Raw genomic sequence first — 24,314 nt, forward strand, 5'->3', positions numbered from 1 at the left:
CGGCCGCGCCCAGCCCCCCTCACGTCCCCAGAATGGACGCCAGGAACTCCCCGACCCACCCCAGCAACTCCCGCCCGACCAGCGGCTTCCCGCCCACCTTGGCCGTCTTCGGGCGCGGCACGAGCAGCTGGTGCGCCGCCGGCTTGATGACGGTGCCCGGGTAGAGGCGCTTGACCCTGAGTTCCTGGGACTCGCGCAGCTCCACCGGGGCGAAGCGGATGTTGTTCCCCTGGAGGACGATCTCGCCGACGCCACACGCGCGGGCCAGCATGCGCAGGCCCGCCACCAGCAGGAGGTTCTCGACCGGCTCGGGCAACTTGCCGTAGCGGTCGACGAGTTCCTCGCGTACGGCCTTGATGTCCTCCTCCGTGTTGGCGGAGGCGATGGCACGGTAGGCCTGGAGTCGGAGACGCTCGCCGGGGGCGTAGTCGTGCGGGACGTGGGCATCGACCGGCAGCTCGATCTTGACCTCGAGCGGCGGCTCCTCCTCCACCCCGCCCTCCAGCGAGGCGCGGTAGTCGGCGACGGCCTCGCCGACCATACGGACGTACAGGTCGAAGCCGACGCCCGCGATGTGGCCGGACTGTTCGCCGCCCAGCAGGTTGCCGGCGCCCCGGATCTCCAAGTCCTTCATGGCGACGTACATGCCCGCGCCCATCTCCGTGTGCTGGGCGATGGTCGCGAGCCGCTCGTGGGCCGTCTCCGTCAGCGGCTTCTCCGGCGGGTACAGGAAGTACGCGTACCCGCGCTCGCGCCCACGCCCCACCCGGCCGCGCAGCTGGTGCAGCTGGGAGAGGCCGAAGTTGTCGCCGCGCTCCACGATCAGGGTGTTGGCGTTGGAGATGTCGATGCCGGACTCGACGATCGTCGTCGAGACGAGTACGTCGAACTTCTTCTCCCAGAAGTCGACGACGACCTGCTCCAGCGACTGCTCCGACATCTGGCCGTGTGCCGTCGCGATACGGGCCTCCGGGACGATCTCGCGCAGGCGTGCGGCTGCCCGGTCGATCGACTCGACCCGGTTGTGGATGTAGAAGACCTGGCCCTCGCGCAGCAGTTCACGGCGGATCGCGGCGCCGATCTGCTTCTCCTCGTACGGGCCGACGAAGGTCAGAACCGGGTGGCGCTCCTCGGGGGGAGTCGTGATCGTCGACATCTCCCTGATGCCCGTGACCGCCATCTCCAGGGTCCTCGGGATCGGGGTCGCGGACATCGTCAGGACGTCGACGTTCGCGCGCAGCTTCTTCAGCTGCTCCTTGTGCTCGACGCCGAAGCGCTGTTCCTCGTCGACGATGACCAGGCCCAGGTCCTTGAACTTGGTCTCCGACGAGAACAGCCGGTGCGTGCCGATGACGATGTCCACCGAGCCCTCGCGCAGACCCTCCAGGACCGCCTTCGCCTCGGTGTCGGTCTGGAAACGGGACAGGGCCCGGGTGTTCACCGGGAACTGCGAGTAGCGCTCGGAGAACGTCCCGAAGTGCTGCTGGACCAGGAGAGTCGTGGGGACCAGCACGGCCACCTGCTTGCCGTCCTGGACGGCCTTGAAGGCGGCGCGGACCGCGATCTCCGTCTTGCCGTAGCCGACGTCGCCGCAGATCAGGCGGTCCATCGGGACCGACTTCTCCATGTCTTCCTTGACCTCGGCGATGGTCGTCAGCTGGTCGGGCGTCTCGGCGTACGGGAAGGCGTCCTCCAGCTCGCGCTGCCAGGGGGTGTCCGAGCCGAAGGCGTGTCCGGGGGCCGCCATGCGCGCGCTGTAGAGCTTGATCAGGTCGGCCGCGATCTCCTTGACGGCCTTCTTCGCGCGTGCCTTCGTCTTCGTCCAGTCGGCGCCGCCCAGCCGGTGCAGGGTGGGGGCCTCGCCGCCGACGTACTTGGTGATCTGCTCCAGCTGGTCGGTGGGGATGTAGAGGCGGTCGCCGGGCTGGCCGCGCTTGGCGGGGGCGTACTCGACGACGAGGTACTCGCGCGTGGCGCCCTGCACGGTGCGCTGGACCATCTCGATGTAGCGGCCGACGCCGTGCTGCTCGTGGACGATGTAGTCGCCCGTCTCCAGGGTGAGCGGGTCGATGGTCTTGCGGCGGCGGGCCGGCATACGGGCGCCGTCCTTGCCGGCCGCCTTCTGCCCGGACAGGTCGGTCTCGGTCAGGACGGCCAGCCGGAGCGCGGGGTCCACGAAGCCGTAGTCGATCGAGCCGCAGGCGACATGGACGATCGAGGGGGAGATCTCCCTCAGGTCGGTCTCCAGGCGGGCCGCGACGCCCTCGCCGCCGAGCACCTCGACCGTGCGGGCGGCGGGGCCGTGGGCCTCGGTCACGAAGACCGTGCGCCAGCCGTCGGCGAGCCAGCCCTTGGTGTCGGCGAGGGCCTTCGCGGTGTCGCCGCGGTACGACTCCGGTGCGTGCATGCCGAGCTTGAGGGTGTCCGCGTCGAGTGTCTCGTCGGCCGCGAAGGGCGAGACCGACCACCACATCATCTCCAGCTCGCGGGCGCGGTCGCGGACGTCCGCGATGGACCACAGGGAGGCCGCGCCGACGTCGATGGGTGCCTCGCCGCCGCCGGCCGTGGCGGCCCAGGACGCCTGGAGGAACTCCTGCGAGGTGGCCACGAGATCGGCGGCACGCGTGCGTACCCGCTCCGGGTCGCATACGACGGCCATGGCGCCCTTGGGCAGGACGTCGAGCAGCAGCTCCATGTCGTCGACGAGGACGGGTGCGAGGGACTCCATGCCCTCGACGGCGATGCCCTCGGCGATCTTGCCGAGCAGTTCGCCGAGCTCGGGGTGCTGTTCGGCGAGGGCACGCGCGCGTGCGCGGACGTCGTCGGTGAGGAGGAGTTCGCGGCAGGGCGGGGCCCACAGGCCGTGGTCGGCGACTTCCAGGGAGCGCTGGTCGGCGACCTTGAAGTACCGGATCTCCTCGACGTCGTCGCCCCAGAACTCGATGCGCAGGGGGTGCTCTTCGGTGGGCGGGAAGACGTCGAGGATGCCGCCTCGTACGGCGAACTCGCCGCGCTTCTCGACGAGCTCCACGCGCGCGTACGCGGCGGCGGCGAGGGCTTCGACGATCTCGTTGAGGTCGGCGGTCTGCCCCGTGCGCAGGGCGACCGGTTCGAGGTCGCCTAGGCCCTTGACCTGGGGCTGGAGGACCGAGCGGATGGGGGCGACGACGACGGAGACCGGGCCCGTCTCGGGGTCGTCGGGGCGGGGGTGGGCGAGGCGGCGCAGGACCGCGAGGCGGCGTCCTACGGTGTCGCTGCGGGGGCTGAGGCGCTCGTGCGGGAGGGTCTCCCAGGACGGGTACTCCACGACGCCCTCCGAGGGGAGGAGGGAGCGCAGGGCTGCCGCCAGGTCTTCGGCCTCGCGGCCCGTCGCCGTCACCGCGAGGACCGGGCGGTCGGTCTCGCGGGCCAGGACGGCGATCGCAAACGGGCGGGCCGCCGGGGGGCCGACCAGGTCGACGTGCATGCGGTTGCCGTCTGCGGCCGCCGTGATCGCTTCCGCGAGGGCGGTGTCCTTGACTACGGCGTCGAGCAGACCGTGCAGGCTCATTCGGGGGCGCTTCCGTCCGGGGTGGGCAACACGAAGGGCCCGACGCGTGTGACGGGCCGGGGGCTTCCAGCGTACGTCGCTGCGCGGGCGGGCGCCGGGGGCTGTGGATAACGTCCGTTCTCTGTCACCCGGCGTGGCTGCGGCCCGGCTTTTCCTCGCCCCCGCCGCCCCTACCCGTCCCATCCTGAAGGGGCTCCGCCCCTGCGACCCCACTGGGGCTGCCGCCCCAGACCCCGCTTCCGGCCCCGAAAGGGCCTCGTCCTCAAACGCCGGACGGGCTGAAAACCGCCCCTGCGGGTGGGTGGGGGCTCGGGACGGCGGGAGCCTCGTCCTCACACCCCCGACAGGCCGAAAGACCGCCCCCACGGGCGGGCGGAGGCTCGGGACGGCGAGAGCCTCGACCTCACACCCCCGACAGGCCGAAAAACCGCCCCCACGGGCGGGCGGAGGCTCGGGACGGCGAGAGCCTCGACCTCACACCCCCGACAGGCCGAAAAACCGCCCCCACACGTAGGCAGAGGCCCGGCACGGCGGTGGCCGCGTCCTCGAAGGACGGACATGCTGAAAGACCGAACCCCGCACCGCGTAAGGTCCCTCCATGCCCACCCCCGCCACCTCCGTGACGCCGAACACGTCCTCGGACCCCGACATACCGGCGCCCGCCACGCTCCCGGAGGGGCACGCGCGGCCCGGTCCCGGGCGGCGTGAGCCCTGGCTGCTGGCCGTTGTGCTCTTTGTCGGCTATGCGATCGTCTCCGTCGGGCGCTATCGGCACCTGGGGCAGCGGTCGTGGGATCTCGGGATTTTCGAGCAGGTCATTCGGGCGTACGCGCACCTTCAGGCCCCTGTCGCGGATCTCAAGGGGCCGGGGTTCAACATCCTGGGCGATCACTTCAGCCCGGTGACGGCCCTGCTGGCGCCGTTCTACCGGGTGTTTCCGTCCCCGGTGACCCTGCTCGTCGCGCAGGCCGCGCTGTTCGCCCTGTCCGCCGTCCCGGTCACCCGTGCCGCGGCCCGGCTGCTGGGGCGGCGGCGTGGGGCGGCGATCGGGGTGGCGTACGGGCTGTCGTGGGGGCTTCAGCAGGCCGTGGACTTCGACTTCCACGAGATCTGCTTCGCCGTGCCGCTCATCGCGTTCAGCCTTGAGGCGCTGCTCGCGCGGCGCTGGCGGGCGGCCCTGCTGTGGGCGCTTCCGCTGGTCCTCGTGAAGGAAGACCTGGGGATGACCCTGGCGGCCATCGCCGTGGTCGTCGCCCTGCGGGCCCGCCACGACTCCGCGCGGGCGGCCCGGTACGCGATCGGTGTCGCGGTCTTCGGTGTGGCGGCTGTCGCGGTCACCCTTCTGGTGGTCATACCGAGCTTCAACAGCGGCGGAACCTACGACTACTGGAACAAGGTGAGCGAGTCGGGCGGCGGCGGCCCCTTCGACGGTCTCGACACCAAGCTCCGCACGCTCGGCTGGCTGCTCATCCCCACCACCGGGCTGCTCGCGGTCCGCTCGCCCCTCCTGCTGGTCGCCCTGCCCACCCTGGGCTGGCGTTTCGTGTCGTCGTACGCGCAGTACTGGGGCACGGACTGGCACTACAACGCGGTCCTCATGCCCATCGTCACGCTCGCGCTCGTGGACGCCCTCGACACCGCCCGGCACAGCACGCGCGGGTGGCTGCGGTCGTACGTCCAGCACCTGCCCGCCGCCGTCGTGGCCGCCTCCCTCGCGCTGACCACCTCACTGCCGCTCGCCGCGGTGACCGAGAGCGAGATCTATCGCAAGCCCGCGCGCGTGACGGCCATCGAGCGGCTCCTCGCGGAGGTTCCGGACAACGCCTCCGTCGAGGCGAACATCGCTCCGATCAGCCGGCTCACCTCGCGCTGCCGGGTCTTCTGGATCAGCACCACGCGCGGCATCGACCCGGACTTCATCGCCCTCGACAACTCCCGCAACCGCTATCGCGACGTCGAGGGCTACGCCCGGGACCTTCACCCCGACGCCCGGTACACCATCAAGGGCACCGCCTACGGGGTCGTACTCCTGGAGCGGCGTTCCGCCGGGTGAGCACGTGGGGAGCGTGGACAGCGCGGCCCGGCCCGCAGGAAGTGGAACCTCCTGCGGGCCGGGCCCGTCCCCCGCAACCCCCGTATGCGGTGGCTATTCGGTCGCGATCGCGTTCAGTACGTTCATCCGGCCCGCCCGGAACGCAGGCACCAGGGCCGCGAACAGGCCCACGAAGGCCGAGCCGATGAAGACCCCGATGATCGTCGGCCACGGGATGTCGAGGACGTTCAGGCCCTCCAGGGCCAGGAGCTTCTGGGCCGTCGCGCCCCAGCCCATCCCGAGTCCGAGGCCCAGCAGGGCGCCGAACAGGGCGATGACCACCGACTCCATGCGGATCATGCGGCGCAGCTGGCGGCGGGAGAGGCCGATGGCGCGCATCAGGCCGATCTCGCGGGTGCGCTCCACCACCGACAGGGCCAGGGTGTTCACCACGCCCAGGACCGCGACGATGATCGCCAGGGCGAGCAGGCCGTAGACCATGTTCAGGAGCTGGCCGACCTGGTCCTTCAGCTCCTCCTTGTAGTCGGTCTGGTCGCGGACCTGGTACTGCGGGTAGCCGTCCAGCGACTTCTTCAGGGCCGCGTACGCCGCCTCCTCCTGGCCGTCCTTCGCCTTGGCGAACATGATCACGTTCTGCGGGATCCGGTCGGCGGGGAGGTACTTCCGCAGCGTCTCGATGCTGGTGTAGCGGGCGCCCTGGTCGATGGAGGTGTCGTCGTCCGTGATGGCCGCGACCTTCAGCTTCGCGGTCTCGCCGCCCTTGAAGGCGACGGTGAGGGCGTCGCCGACGCGCACACCGTGCTTCTTGGCGTAGTCGGAGCCGACCGACATGGCGTCCTTGCCGTAGGCGGCGGAGAGGGTGCCCTCCGTGGTCGTACGGCGCAGGTCCTCGGCGTAGGTCGGGTCGGCGGCCGTGATGCCGCTGTCGTCGGTCTTGCCGTCCGGCGAGGTCAGCGTGGCCTTGACGTCCTTGTAGCGGGTGACGTGGGCCAGGCCCGGCGTCTGCTGCATCGCCTTCTCGGCCTGCGGCACGATGTCCTGGCCCTGGGCCATGACGATGAAGTCCGCGCCCACCGACTTGTCGAGCTCGCTCGTCGCCGAGGCGACCATCGAGGAGCCGACCACGGACAGGCAGGCGACCAGCGCGAGGCCGATCATCAGGGCGGCGCCCGTCGCTCCGGTACGGCGCGGGTTGCGCAGGGCGTTGCGTTCGGCCATGCGGCCCACGGGTCCGAAGGCGCGCAGCAGCACCGCGCTGATCACCCGGACCACTCCGCCCGCGAGCAGCGGGCCGATCACCACGAAGCCGATCAGGGAGAGCACTATGCCGCCGCCGAGCATCAGCGCGCCGTCGCTCGCCTTGTCGGCCGTGGCGGCGGCGTACAGGGCGTAGGCGCCCGCACCGGTGAGGAGCGCGCCGATCAGCCCGCGGATCCGGCCCGCCTTGCCGTCGGCCGGCGTACCGGCGTCGCGCAGGGCCGCCATCGGGGAGACCTTGCCGGCGCGGCGGGCGGGGAGGTAGGCGGCGAGGACCGTCACGACGACACCGAGGATCAGGCCGATGACCGGGGTCGTCACCTTCACCGTCAGGTCGTCGGTGGAGAGGTTCATGCCGGCCATCGACATCAGCTTCATCAGGCCGATGGCGATGCCGACGCCCGCGCCCACGCCCAGTACCGAGCCGATGAGGCCGAGCAGCAGCGCCTCCACCAGCACCGACCGGTTGACCTGGCGGCGTGAGGAGCCGATGGCCCGCATGAGGCCGATCTCGCGGGTGCGCTGGGCGACCAGCATCGAGAAGGTGTTGATGATCAGGAAGATGCCGACCAGGAACGCGATCCCGGCGAAGCCGAGCATGGCGTACTTGATGATGTTCATGAACTCGCCGACGTCCTTGCGGTTCTCGTCGGCGTTCTCCTTGGCCGTCTGGATCTTGTACGAGCCGTCCAGGGCCTGCCCGATGTCCTGCTTGAGCTTGGCGTCGCTCACGCCGTCCGCCGCGGTGACGGAGACCTGCGTGAAGCGGCCGGTGGCGCCGAGCAGGGTGCGCTGGGCGGTCTCGGTGTCGAAGTAGACGACGGCCGCGCCCGGGTTGGTGACCTTCCAGGAGGCGATGCCGACGATCCGCGCGCGGATGTCGCCGGTGGCGGCGATGGTGCGCAGTTCGTCGCCGAGCTTCAGGTCGTGCTTGTCGGCGGTGTCCGCGTCGACCATGACCTCGGTGGGCCCGCGCGGGGCGTGTCCGGAGGTGATCTCCATGGACTTCAGTTCGTTGCGGGTCCAGTTGCCGGCGATGGTGGGCGCGCCGGTGGAGGAACCCATGTTCTCGTTCTCGGAGTTGACGACGGTCACGCTCATCGAGGCGACCGCGCCCTCCGCCCGCTGGACGCCGTCGACGGCGGCGACCTGCTCGACGGTGGCGGCGGGCAGTGAGACCGGCCGGCCCGTGCCGCCGCCGTCGTCCTCGTCCTCGGCCGTCCTGGGGCTGACGGTGACGTCGGAGGAGGTGACGGCGAAGAGCTTGTCGAAGGTGGTGTTCATCGTGTCGGTGAACACGAGCGTGCCGCTCACGAAGGCCACCGACAGCAGGACGGCGACGGCCGACAGGGCCATGCGTCCCTTGTGCGCGAAGAAGTTGCGCAGGGAGGTCTTCACGACGGTCATGACGTACGCCCCCGGGCGTCGAAGTCCTTCATGCGGTCCAGGACGGCGTCGGCGGTCGGCTTGTACATCTCGTCGACGATGCGCCCGTCGGCGAGGTACAGCACCCGGTCCGCGTACGAGGCGGCTACGGGGTCGTGCGTGACCATCACGATGGTCTGCCCGAGCTCGTCGACGGAGCGGCGCAGGAATCCCAGTACCTCGGCGCCCGCGCGCGAGTCGAGGTTTCCGGTCGGCTCGTCACCGAAGATGATCTCGGGCCGGGCGGCCAGGGCGCGGGCCACGGCGACGCGTTGCTGCTGGCCGCCGGAGAGCTGGGTGGGCCGGTGCTTGAGCCGGTCGGAAAGGCCGACCGTGTCGACCACACGCGCGAGCCACTGCTTGTCAGGCTTGCGCCCCGCGATGTCCATGGGCAGCGTGATGTTCTCCAGGGCGTTGAGCGTCGGCAGCAGGTTGAACGCCTGGAAGATGAACCCGATCCGGTCCCGGCGCAGTTGCGTGAGCTTCTTGTCCTTCAGCCCGGTGATCTCGGTGTCGTCGAGGTAAATCTGGCCGCTGCTGACGGTGTCGAGTCCGGCGAGGCAGTGCATCAGGGTGGATTTGCCGGACCCCGAGGGGCCCATGATCGCGGTGAACTGGCCACGTGCGATGTCCACGTCGACATGGTCGAGGGCGACGACACGGGTCTCCCCCGACCCGTACGCCTTGACGACCTGCCGCGCCCGCGCGGCAACGGCCGTACGCCCTCCAGTGCCCCCGTGCCTGGGAATGGTCACAGCCGATGTCACGGTATGTCTCCTAAGTCGGTTATGGATGGACGCACGAAGCCGTGTGGCGGTGCGTCATGTGCCGGTGCTTCGATGACCGGGTACGTCGTGATGACCGGGTACGTCGTTGAGTCTGGCTCCGCGGAGGGGTCCGGCGCGCTGGTGCCGAGCCCCGTCTTGTACGGGGGAAAACCCCACCCCCGCCGGTTCGGTCAGCCGCCCCCCAGCGGCGTAAAGCCAGATTAAGGACGGCCCCCTGGCGTCTCGTCCTCCGGCGGTACCAACCCTCCCCGAGACCTAGTACGGAGGTACCCCTAGGGGCAGTCCCCCCTTCGGTGGAGCGCACCTCGGGGTTGTCTCCACCCTGCGGCCCATCCAGGCTCCACCCTCCCGCCACGTCAGGGTCAAGTGGGAAGCTGTTCGGCGGCAGATAGGTGCAAGGGGAATGCATTAGGGAAGGAACCCGGTGGGCAGTACGAGACCCGCGATACGCGACACCGCGCCGCACACCGGAACCGACAAGCGCGCAGCCGTGGTCGCGGCCCTGATGCTGGCGATGGCGCTGGCCGCGCTCGACGCCACCATCGTCTCCACGGCCGTACCGCAGATCGTGGGCGACCTCGGCGGCTTCTCAGTCTTCTCCTGGCTCTTCTCCGGCTACCTGCTCGCCGTGACGGTGACCCTCCCGGTCTACGGCAAGCTCTCCGACACCTTCGGCCGCAAACCGGTGCTGGTCGCGGGCGCGGCGCTGTTCCTGCTGGGGTCGCTGCTGTGCGCTCTGGCCTGGAACATGGCGGCGCTGATCGCGTTCCGGATCGTGCAGGGGCTGGGCGGCGGAGCCCTGCAGGGGACGGTGCAGACGCTGGCCGCCGACCTGTACCCGCTGGAGGAACGCCCCAGGATCCAGTCCAAGTTGTCGACGGTGTGGGCGGTTTCGGCGGTGGCCGGCCCCGGGGTGGGCGGCGTCCTGGCGGCCTACGCGGACTGGCGCTGGATCTTCCTGATCAACCTGCCCATAGGGGCGGTGGCGTTGTGGCTCATCGTGCGCCACCTGCACGAGCCGCAGCGGGACACGGACAGGGAGAGGGAAACAGGGACGGAGACGGACGCGACGGCCACGCGCGCGCGTGTCGACTGGGCGGGCGCCCTGGCGGTGTTCGCGTGCGGGGGCGTGCTGCTGACGGCGCTGGTGCAGGGCGGGGTGGCGTGGCCGTGGCTGTCCGGGCCGTCGATCGCCCTGCTCGGTACGGGACTTGCGCTGGTGGCGGTCGTGGTGGTCGTGGAGCGCCGGGCGGCCGACCCGATCATCCCCGGGTGGGTGTGGCGGCGGCGGACGATCGCCGCGGTGAACCTGGCGTTGGGCGCCCTGGGATTGCTGATGGTGGCACCTACGGTGTTCTTGCCGACGTACGCCCAGTCGGTCCTCGGCCTGGCCCCGGTGACGGCCGGATTCGTGCTGTCCGTCTGGACGTTGAGCTGGCCGGTGTCGGCGGCGTTCAGCCAGCACGTGTACCGCAGGATCGGCTTCCGCAACACGGCGATGCTGGGGATCGGGACGGCGTCGCTGATCCTGCTGGCCTTTCCGTTCCTGCCGTATCCCGGGCAGGCGTGGCAGCCGACGCTGCTGATGCTGTTGCTGGGTGCGGCGCTGGGGTTGTTCCAACTGCCGCTGATCGTGGGCGTGCAGTCGACGGTGGGGTGGTCGGAGCGCGGCACGACGACCGCGTCGGTGCTGTTCTGCCGGCAGACGGGCCAGACGATGGGCGCGGCGCTCTTCGGCGCGGTCGCCAACGGGGTGCTGGCCTCGCGGCTCGGCGGCGCGGGCGACCTGGACTCGGTGACGCGGGCACTGGGTTCGGGCGGCACGGCCCCGGAGGCCACCAGGCGGGCCATCGCCGACGCGGTGCACGCCGTCTATCTGGGGGCGTCCGGGGCGGCGGCCCTGGCCTTCCTGGTGCTGTTGCTGCTGGCGCCGCGGCGGTTCCCGGTACTTGAGGAGAACTGACTCGGCCGCTCGTACGCCGCGACCGCGTACCTCAACGCCGGCCCCCCGCCGCGACGCGCACGTCAGGCCTTCCCGGCCTCAGCCCAGCCTGACGCGCGCGGCGACCGGCAGATGGTCGCTGTCGGTGGCGGGCAGGGTTCGGATGTGGGCGACCGTGGCCGAGCGGGCCATGACCTGGTCGATCCGGGCCAGGGGCAGGCCGGCGGGGAAACTGAGGGCGAAGCCCCGTTCGGCCACGTTCATCCGGGAGGTCAGCGGGGCCAGCCCGCGGTCGTCGACCGTGCCGTTGAGGTCGCCCAGCAGGATCACCGTGCGCAGGTTCTCGGCGGCGACCGCCTCGCCCAGCAGTCCGGCGCTCTCGTCGCGCCAGGAGGACGCGAGCCCGCTCGCCCGGACGCGGACCGAGGGCAGGTGCGCGACGTACGCCGCGACGTCGCCGTACGGCGTGCGGACGGCGGCCCGCAGCCCGCGCCTCCAGGCGTCCGTGACCCCACGGGGTTTGATGGCGACGAGCCGGGCACCGGTCAGCGGATACCTCGACCAGAGCCCCACGGTGCCCCGCACCACGTGGTACGGGAAGTCCGCGGCAAGGGTCTCCTCGTAGACGGGCAGCGCGTGGGGCACCAGCTCCTCCAGCGCGATGAGATCGGGCTCGGCGTCGGCCAGAGCACGGGCCGTGCCCGCCGGGTCGCCGTTCTCGTCGCTGACGTTGTGCTGCACCACGACCAGATCGCGCGCGCCCGGCTTCGGCGCGGGCAGGAGCAGCCCGCCGAAGAGGTACGTCCAGGCCGCCACCGGCAGCAGCAGGGCCACCAGCGCGACGGCGGAACGACGCAGCAGGGCGAGACCGAGCAGCACCACGACCACGGCACCGAGCCAGGGCAGGAAGGCCTCCAGCAGACTGCCCGTGCGCCCCACGGTGTTGGGCACGGCCCGGTGGAACGCCAGCAGCCCGGCCGTCAGTACGGCGAGCGCGGCGAGCACCCGGCCCCGCCCCGCCCACCGCGCCGCACACCGGCTCACCGCTTCCTGCACCGTCGACGTCACGCTTTCCAGGACGATCTGCCGGGCGGATCAGTTCCTTCGCCCCGCGCCCCGTGTTTCCGGGTCCCTATCCTGTGGCCCATGGTGAAGCTGGAGCGGCTGCGGGCCGATCACACGGAGGCTCTGCTGGCCTTCGAGCTTGAGAACCGGGAGTACTTCGCCCGTTCCATCCCGGATCGCGGGGACGCGTATTTCGCCGAGTTCGACACCCTGCTCCGGGCGCGGCTGGCCGAACAGGACGCCGGGGTCTGCCACTTCCACCTGGTGACGGACGCCGAGGGGCGCCTCGTCGGGCGGGTCAACCTGGTCGACGTCGAGGACGGTTCGGCGGAACTCGGGTACCGCATCGGGGAGCGGTCGGCGGGCAGGGGCGTCGCCACGGCGGCGGTGGCGGAGGTGTGCCGGGTGGCCGGTACGGCGTACGGGCTGACGTCCCTGGTCGCCGTCACCACCCTGGACAACCTGGCCTCCCGGGCCGTCCTGGAGCGGAACTCCTTCGCCCATGTGGAAGACGTCGCCGTGGCCGGCCGGCCCGGGGTCCGTTATCGGCGCGCGCTTCTCGGGCACTGACAGAGCACGCGGGACGCACACGCGAGGTACACCCGCCGCCCCCTCCGCCTGTGTGAGGGTGCTGTCATGGCCAATGCAAAGCAACGCACACTCCGTGAATTCGCGCAGACCTTGGTCCGGTTGGGCATCGCCACGGAGGAACAAGCGGCGGCCGGTCTGGCGGAGGCCACCAGATTCAGCATGGACGCCGACGAAGGCTTCGAGGACACCGACGAGCTGACGTTCCTCGTCGGTGACTGCGGCCTCGGCTTCCAGATGCCCGAGAAGGTCTCGGGCGAACTCGAGGACGGATATGAGGAGCTGCTGCTCGAGGCGGCGGCGGCCTGCTCGGGCGGCTCGGTGGTCGTCGACGACGTCGAGCTGGTGACGGACGACGACGGGGAGCAGTACCTGCACTTCCGGCGCAACGGCCGGTCGATATGGCACCGGACGGAACACCTCTCCGACAGCACCGGCTACATGGACTGGAACGCCGCCTTCGACGCCATCGGCGACCTCGTGCCCGGCAACGACGATCCACGGGGCTTCTACCAGCTGGACGAGGAGTCCTATGACGCCTGGTGGCTCCTCTTGACCCCCGAACAGGCCGAAGGGCTGCGGGAGTTCGGTCTGTCGATGCCGGTTCAGCTGGGCAACTGGGTGCGCGACGGACTTCCCGCGGCGGAACCCGGGACGCCCGCCTGGTACAGGGAGGACGACCGCCTGCACGCGAGCGAGGAGTCCCGCCGGTGCCTCGATGAGTGGCTGTCGTCCATGGACACCGCACTGGACCGGTGGCGGACGGCCCACCTGCCGGACGGCTTCCCCTTCGACTACTCCCTGGACTCGCTCTCACAGCTGGAACGGCTCGTCCTGGACCGCTTCGACGGCCCCGCCTCGCTGGAGGCGGCGGCCGGGGACGAGTTCTTCGCCGGCGCGATCCGGTACGTCGGAGAGACCGCGCTGCGCCTGTGGCCGTGCCGCTGGACGTACCAGCACTCCGACGACCCCTCGTCGACGTTCACCAACGAGCCGATGATCCGTTCCGACGCCCCGGCGGGCTTCGCGGGGGAGTTCTCCCCCGACTACGTGCTGCGGACCCTCGTGCGGACCCGCACGTCCGACGACATGCGTGAGCGCATGGGACAAGTCGGGGAAGCGGTCGACGACTACCGCAGGGTGCTCGGATTCAAAAGTCTGAGTTAACGCCGGTAACACACCAGGTCAGACACGGTTCGGTAGAGATAGACGCATACCGACCACCCAGTTTGGCGAAACCCTCGCCATGAGCCGTACTCCGAAGTAACGTGCGTGGCTCGCCCGCCCCCCACCTCCCTGCGGTCCGCCGCACCGGACCCGAGTCACGCAAGGAGCAACGGGATGTCCCCGTCCTTCGATCCGTCACCGCCGTACCAGTACGGCCCGGGCGACGCGTCACCCTCGTACGACACCTATGACACCTATCCCTGGCAGGCCCCGCCCCCACCGCAACCACCCCCACGCCACCGGACCCCCGACCACCCACCCCTCGGGCACCACAGCGACCTGCGCATCCTGCGCACCGCCTACCGCTGGCAGCGGCGCGTGGCGACGCTCACCGCGCTCGGCTACTTCACCCTCTTCCTGATCCTGTCCGCCTTCGCGCCCGGGTTCATGTCGAGCACGGTCACCGACGGGCTGCCCGTCGGCCTGCTGCTCGCGCTGATCCAACTGCCCGTCACCTGGCTGGCGATAGGCCTGTACGAGCACACGGCCCGCCGTTACGTCGACCCGCTCGCGGACCGCATCCGCAAGCTGGCCGAGGTGGACGCCAAGCGGGAGTCGGGGAACCGGGGGACGGGACGATGACGGACTTCAGCGGAGACGCGCAGGCGATGTCGCTGGTCGCCTTCTGTGCCGTGGCCACCATCACGCTGCTGCTGTGCGTGATGACCGGACCGGACCGGGACGACCTCGACGAGTTCTACACGGGCTACAGCTCCCTGTCCCCCGTGCGCAACGGCCTGGCGATCGCGGGCGACTACATCAGCGCGGCGACCGTGCTGGGCACGACGGGCGTCGTCGCGCTGTGCGGCTACGACGGCATCGTGCTGGCGCTGAGCACCGCCCTGTCGCTGATGCTGCTGATGTTCCTGCTGGCCGAACCCCTGCGCAACGCGGGCCGGTTCACCATGGGCGACGCGCTGGCCCGCCGGATGCCGGGCCGGGGCGTGCGGATCGCCGCGTGCGCGGTGACCCTGGCCGCGCTGGTGCCGCTGATGCTGGTGCAGCTGGCCGGGACCGGGCAACTGCTGGCGTTCATCCTGGGCTTCTCGGACGACTCCCTGAAGACGGGGTGCATCGTCGGCCTCGGCGTGCTGATGATCAGCTACGCCGCGATCGGCGGGATGAAGGGCACCGCGCTCATCCAGATCCTGAAGATCGTGATGCTGCTCGGGTCGGGCGCCGTGGTCGCCCTGCTGGTGCTGGCGCGGTTCGACTGGGATCCGGGCGCGCTGTTCAACACCGCGGCGCAGCAGAGCGGGGTCGGCTCGGCGTTCCTGGAGTCGGGCCTGCAGTTCGCGGGCGGCCCGCACCCCCGCCTCGACATGATCAGCTCCCAGCTCGCCGTCGTCCTCGGCGGTGCGGTGCTGCCGCACATCACCATGCGCATGTACACGGCGACCGGCGCACGTCAGGTGCGGCGCTCGATGTCCTGGGCGGTGTCGAGCGTGGCGCTGTTCGTGCTGGTGATCACGGTCGTCGGCTTCGGCGCCACGGCGCTGATCGGGCGGGAGGTGATCGCCGGGGCGGACCCGCAGGGCAACACGGCGTATCTGCTGGGCTCCAGGGCCGCCTTCGGCGCCGAGGTCTCCACCGCGGAGACCCTGCTCTTCACGACGGTCACCACGGCCATCTTCCTGACCGTGCTCGCCTCGGTCGCCGGCATGATCCTGGCCTGCGCGAACTCCCTCGCCCATGACGTGTTCGCCGCACGGCTGCGGGAGCTGTCCAGCCGCCGCGAGATGACGGTGGCGCGGCTGTCCGCGCTGGCGGTGGGGGTCCCGGCGATCGTGCTGGCGACGATGGTCCAGCACCGCAGCCTCCAGCCGCTGGTGACCCTGTCCTTCACCCTGGGCGCCTCGGCCATCGCCCCGGCCCTCGTCTACAGCCTCTTCTGGCGCCGCTACACCCGGGCCGGACTGCTCTGGACCCTGATCGGCGGCTCCGTGGTAGTGCTGGTGCTGATGCCGGGGACCAATCTCGTCTCCGGGTCGCCGATCTCGGCGTTCCCCGACGCCGACTTCAACTGGTTCCCCTTCACCACGCCGGGGCTCGTGTCGATCCCGGCCGGATTCCTCCTCGGCTGGCTGGGGACGGTCCTGTCGGGGCGGGACGAGTCGGAGGAACAGCGACGGCAGTACGAGGCCGTGGAGGGGTGGATTCTCGCGGGTGCGGTGCGCAGGGGCAACTAGGCACTGGGCAACCAGGCAACCAGGCACCTGCTTCCCGGCATCGCAGCCGGGGCCGGGGTCCTTGCCGGACCCCGCCCCGGTTCACTCCAATGCCACCTGCCGCTCCAGCGTCGACAGGCTGTTGCGCATCTGGTCCATCTGCAACCGCACCTCGTCCCACATCTCCCCGTGCTCGCGCAGCACCCGCTCCGTCTCCCGGGCGACCCGCTCCGTCCGCTCCCGGGCCTGCTCCAGCAGCTCCGCCGCCCGCGCCCCCGCCTCCTCCTGCAACCGCTTCGCCGAGGCCCGCGCGTCGGCGAGCTCCTGCTGCGCCTCGGCCAGCGAGGCCTCGGCCCGCGCCATCCCCTCCGTCTCCGCCTTCTCCAGCGCGGCCAGCCGCCGCTCGGCCTCCCGCTCGGCCTCCGCCAACCGCTCGGCGTGCTCCTTGGCCTGCCGCGCGACCAAGCCGGCGGTCTGCTGGCGTGCCTGGCGCAACGGGCCGAGCACCTCCCCGCGCTCCTCCTTCACATCACGCCGGGCGGCGTTCCGGGCCTCGCCCGCCTCCGCCCGTGCCGCGAGCAACCGCTGACGGGCCCATTCCTCGGCTTCGGCTCTCACCGCGTCGGCGTGCGCCTGCGCCGCGTCCCACACCTCGTCCGCGTACGTCTGCGCCTCCTCCATCAGCCGCTGCGTCTCCTGCCGCGCCCCCTCCCGCACGGCCGCGGCCTCCTCCTCCACCATCTCGAAGAGCCGCCGCGCACGCCCCCCGAGCTCCTCGTACGTCTGCGGGGCGAGCTCCGCCACGACCTCCCGCAGCCGCTCCGCCTCCTTGTCCATGTCCCGGGCGAGCACGGTGAGCCGGGCGGCCCGTTCCCAGGCGGCGTCACGGTCCCGGAAGAGGGCGTCGATGTAGGCGTCGACCTGTTCGGGACGGTAGCCACGCCCTCGTACGACCACGAAGTCGTAGAGCGGGACCGGTGCGCTGCTCATCCTGGAACCCCTCTCAGCCGAACGGATGCGAAATGATGATTTAGCGCACATCTTGATGTATCGGGCGGAAGCGTTCATAACGCGACACTCCGCGCAGGAGGCACCGCGCGGGGGCACTGAGGCACGGAGGCACGCCGAGCGGCGCACACGAAGACCAGCGGCGCGCGGAAGGACGAACGGCGCGCAAAACGACGAAGAGCGCATACGAAAGGGCCGGCTCCCGGTCGTACAACCGGGAGCCGGCCCCTTCACACCCCGCACGCCGCGGTCAGCGGCGGCCGGGTGACATCACCTCAGATCACCTCACGACAAACAGCCGAACGGCGTCACAGATATCCGTCACAGCAATCCGTCACAGCAATCCATCACAGCTGTCCGTCACAGCAATCCGTCCCACATCTGCTCCAGCAGCACCGACCACCAGCTCTCCGGCGACCCGAGCGCCGCCGGGTCGAGGGAGGCGAGCTGTGCCTGGAAGTCGACGGTCCAACGGCCCGCCTGCTCCTGGTTCAGGCCGAAGCGAAGCCGCCACATCCGGCCCAGCAGCGCCAGACAGCGCTGGAACTCGGGCAGACCCGTGTTCACGAACTGCGGCGGTACGGGCGCACCGCCCGGCCCCGCCTCCACCGGCACGGCCACGATGTGCGCCGTCCCGTACTGCACGCACAGCGCCTTGCCGAAGTCGCTGCCCATGACGAGATACGAGCCCGCGTCCGAGGCCGGCTGCACCCCGCGCTCGGCCGCCAGCTCCGCCAGCGTGGGAACGGGCCGCCCCGGCTGGGCCTGCGCCCAGAAGAACGGGCCCATGTCCATCGGCAGACCGCCCACCATCAGGCTGTGCGCCACGACCGGCGGCACGCCCTGCCGGGACACGGCGGCCTGCTCGAACCGGAACAGCCCCGGCCCGAACGCCCCCGCCAGCTCCTGCGCCACACCCTCCGGCGGAATCGGCGGCGCCGCCTGCACCTGCGGCAACGGCGCCCGCACCGGCGCCGGACGGGCCGGCCCGTCGGCCACCTGATGCAACTCGCCCTGATGCGCCAGCAGTTGCTGCATGCCCTGCTGCCGGCTCGCGTGATCCGTGCCGTACGGCGCGATCGACGTGATCCGCGCCTGCGGCCACTGCTCCCGGATCATCCGCGCACAGTACGCACCCGGCAGCTCACACGACTCCAGCTCCGTGTGCAGCTCCAGCACCTGGTCCGACGGCACGTTCATGGCCCGCAGCTCATGGAAGATCTGCCACTCCGGATGCGGCGTACCCGGCGCCGAACGCCGGATCAGCTGCTGCTCCGACCCGTCCTGCGCCCGGTAGCGGAGAACGGCCTGATAGCCGGGGCCGACGGTCGGCTGACCGGTGGGTTGTGGGGGGTAGCCGTACGCCGGGGGCTGGCCCGGCTGGCCGGGTTGCGCGGGCTGACCGGGCTGACCGGGCTGCGGCGGAACGGCACCCGGGGGCATCGGGGGCTGGGGGGCGCCGGGCGCCATGCCCGGACCGCCGGGCGGCATACCGGGACCGCCCGGAGGCATCCCCGGAGCGCCTGGCGGCTGCGGCGCGCCCGGTGCCGGTGACGGCGGAGGCACACCGGGGCCGCCCACCGGGGGCGCGGCCAGCACGGTCTCCGCGTGGTGAACCGCACCGCGAGCACCGCCCGAGGAGCCCGGGGCGCCAGGAGCACCCGGGGCGCCAGGCACACCCGGAGCGCGCGGAGGCTGCGGCGCGCCGGGGCCGCCGGGCGGCATACCCGGGGCGCCGGGAGGACCCGGAGGCTGGGCTGCGCCCGGCATGCCCGGGGCGCCCGGAGCACCGGGCGGGCTGGGGATGCCGGGCGGATTCGGCGCGCCATGCGCACCCGGCGCACCCGGCACACCAGGGGGTCCCGGTGGCTGCGGCGCGCCGCCCATCCGGTTCGGGTCGGCCAGCACGGTGGCGGCATGGTGCACACCGCCCGGGGGCGTACCGCCGGGCGTGCCGGGCGGGTTGGGGGCGTCCGGAGGATTCGGCACGCCAGGGGCACCGGGCATGCCAGGCGCACCCGGAGCACCCGGAGCACCGGGCGGCTGCGGAATCCCCGGCCCGGCAGCACCCTCGGGCCCGTCGGGACCGAGCGCCGACACCAACTGCGTCGGCACGTACCCGCCCCCCGGAGCACCCGGCACACCCGGAGCCGCCGGCGGCTGAGGAGGCGTACTCCCCGCCCCCGCACCCGGCGTCCCCGGTACCCCCGGCGGAGGAGGCGGCGTCGCCCCACCCCCCGCACGAGGAGGCGCCGCCTTGCTCGTCGCGGCATCGGCGATGTCCCCGGCGTTCGGCGCGAGCGGCCGGCCCGGTGTCTCGGGACCACCCGGAGCCTGCGGCCCGCCCTGCGGGTAGCCGTAGGAGGGCGCGGGCGGCGTCGGCACACCCGGCGGGGGCGTACCCGGCCCACCGGCACCCTGCGGATAGCCGTACGAAGGCGGCCCCGGAGGCGGAGGCGGCGTGGGCGCACCCGGCGTGGGCGCGTCGTCGAGCGCCGGCTCGATCGCCGTCGACGGAAGCCGGCTGCCGCCCGACATCAGCGCGGTCTTGGCGTCCGGCGGCGTGGCGTCGTCACCGCTCAACGGCGGTGCGAACACCGTCTCCGGCAGCGGCACGGAACGGTCCTCACCGGCATCGGCGTTGGTGTCCGTACCGGCCCAGGGGGTCGCCCCGTCAGGCACACCGGGCGCCTGGGGCGGAGGAGTCGACGACGGCCCGGCCGCGCCGACCGGAACCCCGCCCTGCGTCTCGGGAAGCGCCCCGGCACCGGACGTACCACCGTCGCCCTGCCCCGAATTCGCACCCGAAGCCGACCCCGACCCCGCGCCCGAACCCGAATCCGCAGCCCCGTCCCGGCCCTGGATCCCCAGCTTGTCCGCCGCCTCCTGCAACCACTCCGGCGGAGTCAGCAAGAACGACGTCTGATTCAGGTCCACCCGGGCCGGAGCGGCCGGCACCGGCTCGGCGGCCGCGTCCCCACGGCCGTACTCCTCCTCGTACCGGCGAATCACCTCGCCCACCGGCAGCGACGGCCACAACGTGGCCTCCCCGCTGTCCCGGGCGATCACCAGCCGCTGCGCGCCGCCGTCCGAACGCGGCCCGTCCGCACGGTCCTCGGCCCACACCACGAACCCGAGCCCGAACTCCCGCACCCGCACCTCACGATGCTGGTACGACGGCACCTCGCCGTTGATCCACTCTTCCGCACGCTCCTGCGCCTGCGCGAACGTCACCATCGCGAAGCTCACTCCCCCACAGCCGCAGCGGCGACGGGCACCGGGCCCGCGAACCCACCGTCCACCATCAGATTCGCCACCGTCTCCAACTCCGGCGGAGAACCCGCCAGCCGGGACAGAAACGCGTCGAAGTCCTCACCGCACGGCATCAGCAGCCGCTCCACCCGTTCCGCCGGCGGCCACGAGGGATCCACGTCCCGCGCGTCGTCGTACGCGCAGAACCACACCGAACCGAGCCGCTCGCCCTTCACCTTCACGGCCAGCAACCCGCCCTGCACGAACCCCACACCCAGGTAGTCCTTGGTCAGATGGTCACGCAGGCACTTGTTGACGTACACCAGGTCATTGACCGCGGCCTCGTCCCGCACCGTGAACAGCGGCTGGTCGACCAGCAGGCCCAACTCCGGGTCCAGCGCCGTCCCCACCGGCGCGCACCCGCCCGCCGCCTTCAGGAACGACCGATACGCACCCGGCAACCGGTACCCGAGGTCCTCCTCGACGCCCAGCGCCTGCGCCTCCGTCACCGCCACACCCGACTTCGGCAGCCGGAAATGCGCGGGCCGCGTCTCCTGCAATGGCCGCGTCCCGCGCTTGTCATGGTCCACCGCCGACGTCGCGATCCCACCGTGGTGCCGCAGCAACGCCTTCACCTCGACCGGAACCAGCTCCAGCCGCCGCGAACCCACCACGTGGTGCCACGTCCAGCCGTGCGGTGTCGCCACCGCCGGGATCGTGTCCCACAACTCGTGGCCGGACGCCGCCAGCGCCGCGTTCGCCGACACATAGTCCGTCAGCCGCAACTCGTCGACGCCGAAACCCTCCGGCGGCTCCGCGATCTCCGCCGCCGCGCGTGCGTACGGCGAGAAGTCGGGGTAACCACGCTCGTCGACCCGTACTCCTCTCGGGTGACGGGCCGCCCGGACCGGATCCGGGAAATGCACGACCTGCCCGGCGTAGGCCGCGTTCGGCGGCGCGGCTTGTCCCCCGGCCTGGCGGCCGGGAGGTGCCCCCAGCCCGAGCCGACCTGTCGTCATGGCGCTTGCCCCCTGCGGCGTTCTGATACGGCCCGTCATGACCACCCTCGGTCACAACGCCCCTTATCGACTGTCTCGTCTGCCTCCACGCGTCACCGCATGGAAAGCGGTGCCGACAGCCTATGCGGTACGACGACACCGGTCACCAGCGCCGGTCACGGCCCCCTCCGCTTCCGTGACCAGCCGTCACCCCGCCGTGACAGCCTGCCCAAACCCGGGCGTGTCGCGATGCCCCAGCTTCCGCACCCGCCACGCCATTTGGCACTCTGTGACGTCCGAGAGCATGCCCGGGGGATGCTCGGGAGGGGATGACGATCATGAACGCGACGCAGACAGGCCCACACGCCGCCCGCTCCGGCGACCCTCGCATCGGCTGGAGCGCCACCGAAAACCCCCACACACCCGCCCTCCTCCACCGCCGCGACGGGATACTCCCCACCGTCGCCGCCGCCCTGTCCGTCCGCGGCGCCACCCTCACCGGCACCGCCGCCCGCGGCGACCAGCCCCCGCCCCTGCACCACCTCGTCCAGGACTTCCTCGACACCCTCACCAGCTCGGAACGCGACCGCTTCACCGGCCGCTGTGCCGAGACCATCCTCATCTCACGCCATATCGCCGCGGCCGACGCCACCCGCAGCAAACGCTCCGCCCGCAAACCCATGACCAACGGCGAAGCCCGCAAAGCCCTCAAGCAGGCCAAGCTCACCGCCCGCCGCATCCGCGAGGACGGCGACCCCCTGCACGGCAGCTTCGCCGCCCCCTGCCGGGCCTGCACCGCCCTCAGCGCCCACTTCGGCGTCCGCATCGTCGACCCGACGACCGACGGCTAGCCCCCGGGTCCTTTCACGCTCCCCCTGGCACCTCCACAGGCACCTCCACAGGCACCTCCATAGGCACCGACGAACGAAGGGCAGATGCACACCGACCGCACCTCCACCACCCGCTTCCCCGTCCCCGTCGACGCCGCCCTGCGCGCCGCCGGCTGGCGACCCGGACGCTGGGACATCAAGCAAGCCGAGATCTGGGCCGACACCCTCCGCGAACACACCTCACCCGCCGGCCACACCCACGCCGTCTTCCCCGCCGCGGTGGAAGCCTGGGCCGAATTCGGCGGCCTGCACATCACCCCCACCGGCCCCGGACGCCAGATCGCCCCCGCGGCTGTGCACTTCGACCCGCTCCACGGCCTCCACATGGCCCGCACCCTCGGCGACCTCGGCCGCGCACTCGACACCGAGGTCTGCCCCCTCGGCGCCGAAACCGACACGCAGGCCCTCCTCGCCATCGACACCGAAGGCCGCGTCTACGCCCTCGACCACACCGGCGACTGGTACCTCGGCCCGGACATCGACCAGGCCCTCGCCGCCCTCGTCGCCGGCATAGAACCGGCACGACTCACGGCGGGCTGACACCCGGAACGGGAACAAGGACAGAGCAAGACAGGGCGGGACAGAGCAGGGCTGAGCAGGAACGAGCCGGGGCAGGGCCGCCCACGCAGAACCGACACGGCCACTACGCCGCCGGAATCACCGCCGACACCCGGAAACCCCCCGCATCCGTCGGCCCCGACACGAACACCCCGCCCAGCGCCGAGACCCGCTCCTTCATCCCCACCAGACCGTTGCCCCCCGAAGGCAGCCGCGCCAAGGACGCCGACGACAGCTCCGGCGGCGGCTCGTTCTCCACCTGCATCGCGATCTCCGACACCCGATGCGCGAGCCGTACATGCGTCTTCGCCCCCGCCGCATGCTTGTGGACGTTCGTCAGCGCCTCCTGCACCACGCGGAACGCCGTCTGCTCGATCTCCGGCGCATACGACCGCGACTCCCCTTCCACCGAGAGATCCACGACCATCCCCGCGGCGGCCGACTGCCCCACCAACGCGTCCAGCTCCGACAGGCAGGGCCCCTCGCCCAGCCCCTCGTCCCCACCGGACCGCTCCCGATCGGCCGCCGCGGCGGCAGCGGCCCCCACCGCGGCCAGCGGCATCACAGCCCCCTGAGGCCGATCCACCTGGACACCCCCACTGCGCAGCACCCCGAGCATCTCCCGCAACTCGGTCAACGCCTGCCGCCCCATGTCCCCCACCAACGCGGCGTTCCGCACCGCCTTGTCGGGATCCTTCCGGGCCACCGCCTGCAGCGCGGCGGAATGCACCACCATCAGACTCACCCGGTGCGCGACGACGTCATGCATCTCCCGCGCGATACGCGTGCGCTCTTCGTTCCGCGCCCACTCCGCACGCTCCTCCGCGCGCTCGGCCAGCAGCTGAAGCTCCCGCTCCAGACTGTCCGCCCGCTCCCGCAGGCTCTCCATCAGCCGTCGCCGGGCCCCCACATACAGCCCCAGCAGCAGCGGAGGCGCGGTCACCCCGAGAGCGGTCGTGACCGACGCGAACGGAACCACCCAGTCCCCGACGGTCAGACTCCCCCGGCCGACGTCCTGCCGCAGCCACACGAACGTCACGATCAGCGCCCCGACGAACGACATCCCCGCCAGCGAGGCGATGATCCGCCGCGGCAGTTCGGAGGCGGCGAGGGTGTAGAGCCCGACGATGCCCATCAGGAACCCCATCTGGGCCGGCATCACGGCGATCGACACCAGCACGACGGCGATGGGCCACCGGCGCCGCAGCACCAGCACGGACCCCGCCAGAACCCCGAACACCACCCCCGCGGGCTCCGGAATCCCGGCATCCCGCGCGAACCGAACCCCCTCAAAACCGCACTCCACCGCGGACACCACGCCCAGACTCACGTCCAGCACGGCACTGCGCACCCTGCCCCACCACCACGGCCCCGCACTCGGTGGCGGCGCCTCTGTGTGGGCTTCCCCCGTCGTGGTCATGCCTCCAGCCTACGGGCGCCCGGCCCCCCTTTTCCGGTGACTTTTATGCCCTGTGATCCATGTCGGCGCAGAGCGCCGATCTGTACCGTCGCATGGAGGGCGCCCGGTACGGCATAGTGTTGGGT

General features: G+C 71.6%; 16 protein-coding genes. 8 read left to right on the forward strand and 8 right to left on the reverse strand.

What is annotated here, in order from left to right; all coding sequences use genetic code 11:
* Positions 1–19: 19 nt before the first annotated feature.
* Entirely contained in the window at positions 20–3,550 is a 3,531-nt protein-coding gene (gene mfd / locus ABIE67_RS19700) for a transcription-repair coupling factor (protein ID WP_370259141.1), read from the reverse strand.
* 598 nt (positions 3,551–4,148) lie between these two features.
* On the opposite strand from mfd, the gene ABIE67_RS19705 reads away from it, so the two are divergent.
* Entirely contained in the window at positions 4,149–5,603 is a 1,455-nt protein-coding gene (locus ABIE67_RS19705; protein WP_370259142.1) for a DUF2079 domain-containing protein, read from the forward strand.
* Between the two features lie 93 nt (positions 5,604–5,696).
* Here ABIE67_RS19705 and ABIE67_RS19710 read toward each other — a convergent pair whose 3' ends face one another.
* The gene (locus ABIE67_RS19710) at positions 5,697–8,267 is read right to left on the reverse strand and encodes an ABC transporter permease (protein ID WP_370259143.1); all 2,571 of its coding nucleotides are present in this window, start codon (positions 8,265–8,267) and stop codon (positions 5,697–5,699) included.
* Entirely contained in the window at positions 8,264–9,052 is a 789-nt protein-coding gene (locus ABIE67_RS19715) for an ABC transporter ATP-binding protein (protein WP_370259144.1), read from the reverse strand. The genes ABIE67_RS19710 and ABIE67_RS19715 overlap by 4 nt, the downstream gene beginning before the upstream one ends.
* Positions 9,053–9,497: 445 nt before the next feature.
* Here ABIE67_RS19715 and ABIE67_RS19720 point away from each other — a divergent pair, with 445 nt between their 5' ends.
* Positions 9,498–11,036 (forward strand): MFS transporter, encoded by a 1,539-nt coding sequence (locus ABIE67_RS19720; protein ID WP_370259145.1) that lies wholly within the window; start codon positions 9,498–9,500, stop codon positions 11,034–11,036.
* 78 nt (positions 11,037–11,114) lie between these two features.
* Here ABIE67_RS19720 and ABIE67_RS19725 read toward each other — a convergent pair whose 3' ends face one another.
* Positions 11,115–12,071, reverse strand: coding sequence for an endonuclease/exonuclease/phosphatase family protein (locus ABIE67_RS19725; protein WP_370268752.1), 957 nt, complete (start codon positions 12,069–12,071; stop codon positions 11,115–11,117).
* A 90-nt stretch (positions 12,072–12,161) separates the two neighbouring features.
* Between ABIE67_RS19725 and ABIE67_RS19730 the strand changes: the two genes are divergently transcribed.
* The 4 genes from ABIE67_RS19730 (at position 12,162) to ABIE67_RS19745 (ending at position 16,084) form a co-directional block, all read left to right on the forward strand.
* A complete protein-coding gene (locus tag ABIE67_RS19730; protein WP_370259146.1) occupies positions 12,162–12,650 on the forward strand; it encodes a GNAT family N-acetyltransferase in 489 nt (162 codons plus the stop codon).
* Between the two features lie 66 nt (positions 12,651–12,716).
* Positions 12,717–13,835 carry a hypothetical protein gene (locus tag ABIE67_RS19735; RefSeq protein WP_370259147.1) on the forward strand — a complete coding sequence of 373 codons (1,119 nt, stop codon included), beginning with the start codon at positions 12,717–12,719 and terminating at the stop codon, positions 13,833–13,835.
* Between the two features lie 174 nt (positions 13,836–14,009).
* On the forward strand, positions 14,010–14,477 hold the full coding sequence (locus ABIE67_RS19740; RefSeq protein WP_370259148.1) for a DUF485 domain-containing protein: 468 nt from the start codon (positions 14,010–14,012) through the stop codon (positions 14,475–14,477).
* Positions 14,474–16,084, forward strand: coding sequence for a cation acetate symporter (locus tag ABIE67_RS19745; RefSeq protein WP_370259149.1), 1,611 nt, complete (start codon positions 14,474–14,476; stop codon positions 16,082–16,084). The genes ABIE67_RS19740 and ABIE67_RS19745 overlap by 4 nt, the downstream gene beginning before the upstream one ends.
* Before the next feature lie 81 nt (positions 16,085–16,165).
* Here ABIE67_RS19745 and ABIE67_RS19750 read toward each other — a convergent pair whose 3' ends face one another.
* The 3 genes from ABIE67_RS19750 to ABIE67_RS19760 form a co-directional block, all read right to left on the reverse strand.
* Complete coding sequence (locus ABIE67_RS19750) at positions 16,166–17,053, reverse strand: cellulose-binding protein (protein WP_370259150.1); 888 nt, start codon at positions 17,051–17,053, stop codon at positions 16,166–16,168.
* A gap of 378 nt (positions 17,054–17,431) precedes the next feature.
* Positions 17,432–20,308 (reverse strand): SUKH-4 family immunity protein, encoded by a 2,877-nt coding sequence (locus ABIE67_RS19755; protein WP_370259151.1) that lies wholly within the window; start codon positions 20,306–20,308, stop codon positions 17,432–17,434.
* Positions 20,309–20,316: 8 nt separating this feature from the next.
* Complete coding sequence (locus ABIE67_RS19760) at positions 20,317–21,342, reverse strand: SMI1/KNR4 family protein (RefSeq protein ID WP_370259152.1); 1,026 nt, start codon at positions 21,340–21,342, stop codon at positions 20,317–20,319.
* Between the two features lie 308 nt (positions 21,343–21,650).
* Here ABIE67_RS19760 and ABIE67_RS19765 point away from each other — a divergent pair, with 308 nt between their 5' ends.
* Entirely contained in the window at positions 21,651–22,172 is a 522-nt protein-coding gene (locus tag ABIE67_RS19765; protein WP_370259153.1) for a YwqJ-related putative deaminase, read from the forward strand.
* 84 nt (positions 22,173–22,256) lie between these two features.
* Positions 22,257–22,751, forward strand: coding sequence for an SUKH-3 domain-containing protein (locus ABIE67_RS19770; RefSeq protein WP_370259154.1), 495 nt, complete (start codon positions 22,257–22,259; stop codon positions 22,749–22,751).
* A gap of 103 nt (positions 22,752–22,854) precedes the next feature.
* Here the strand turns inward: ABIE67_RS19770 and ABIE67_RS19775 are convergent, their stop codons facing one another.
* On the reverse strand, positions 22,855–24,189 hold the full coding sequence (locus ABIE67_RS19775) for a sensor histidine kinase (RefSeq protein ID WP_370259155.1): 1,335 nt from the start codon (positions 24,187–24,189) through the stop codon (positions 22,855–22,857).
* Positions 24,190–24,314: the final 125 nt, after the last annotated feature.

Origin of the sequence: Streptomyces sp. V4I8, assembly GCF_041261225.1 — a bacterium.
Taxonomy (GTDB): Bacteria; Actinomycetota; Actinomycetes; order Streptomycetales; family Streptomycetaceae; genus Streptomyces.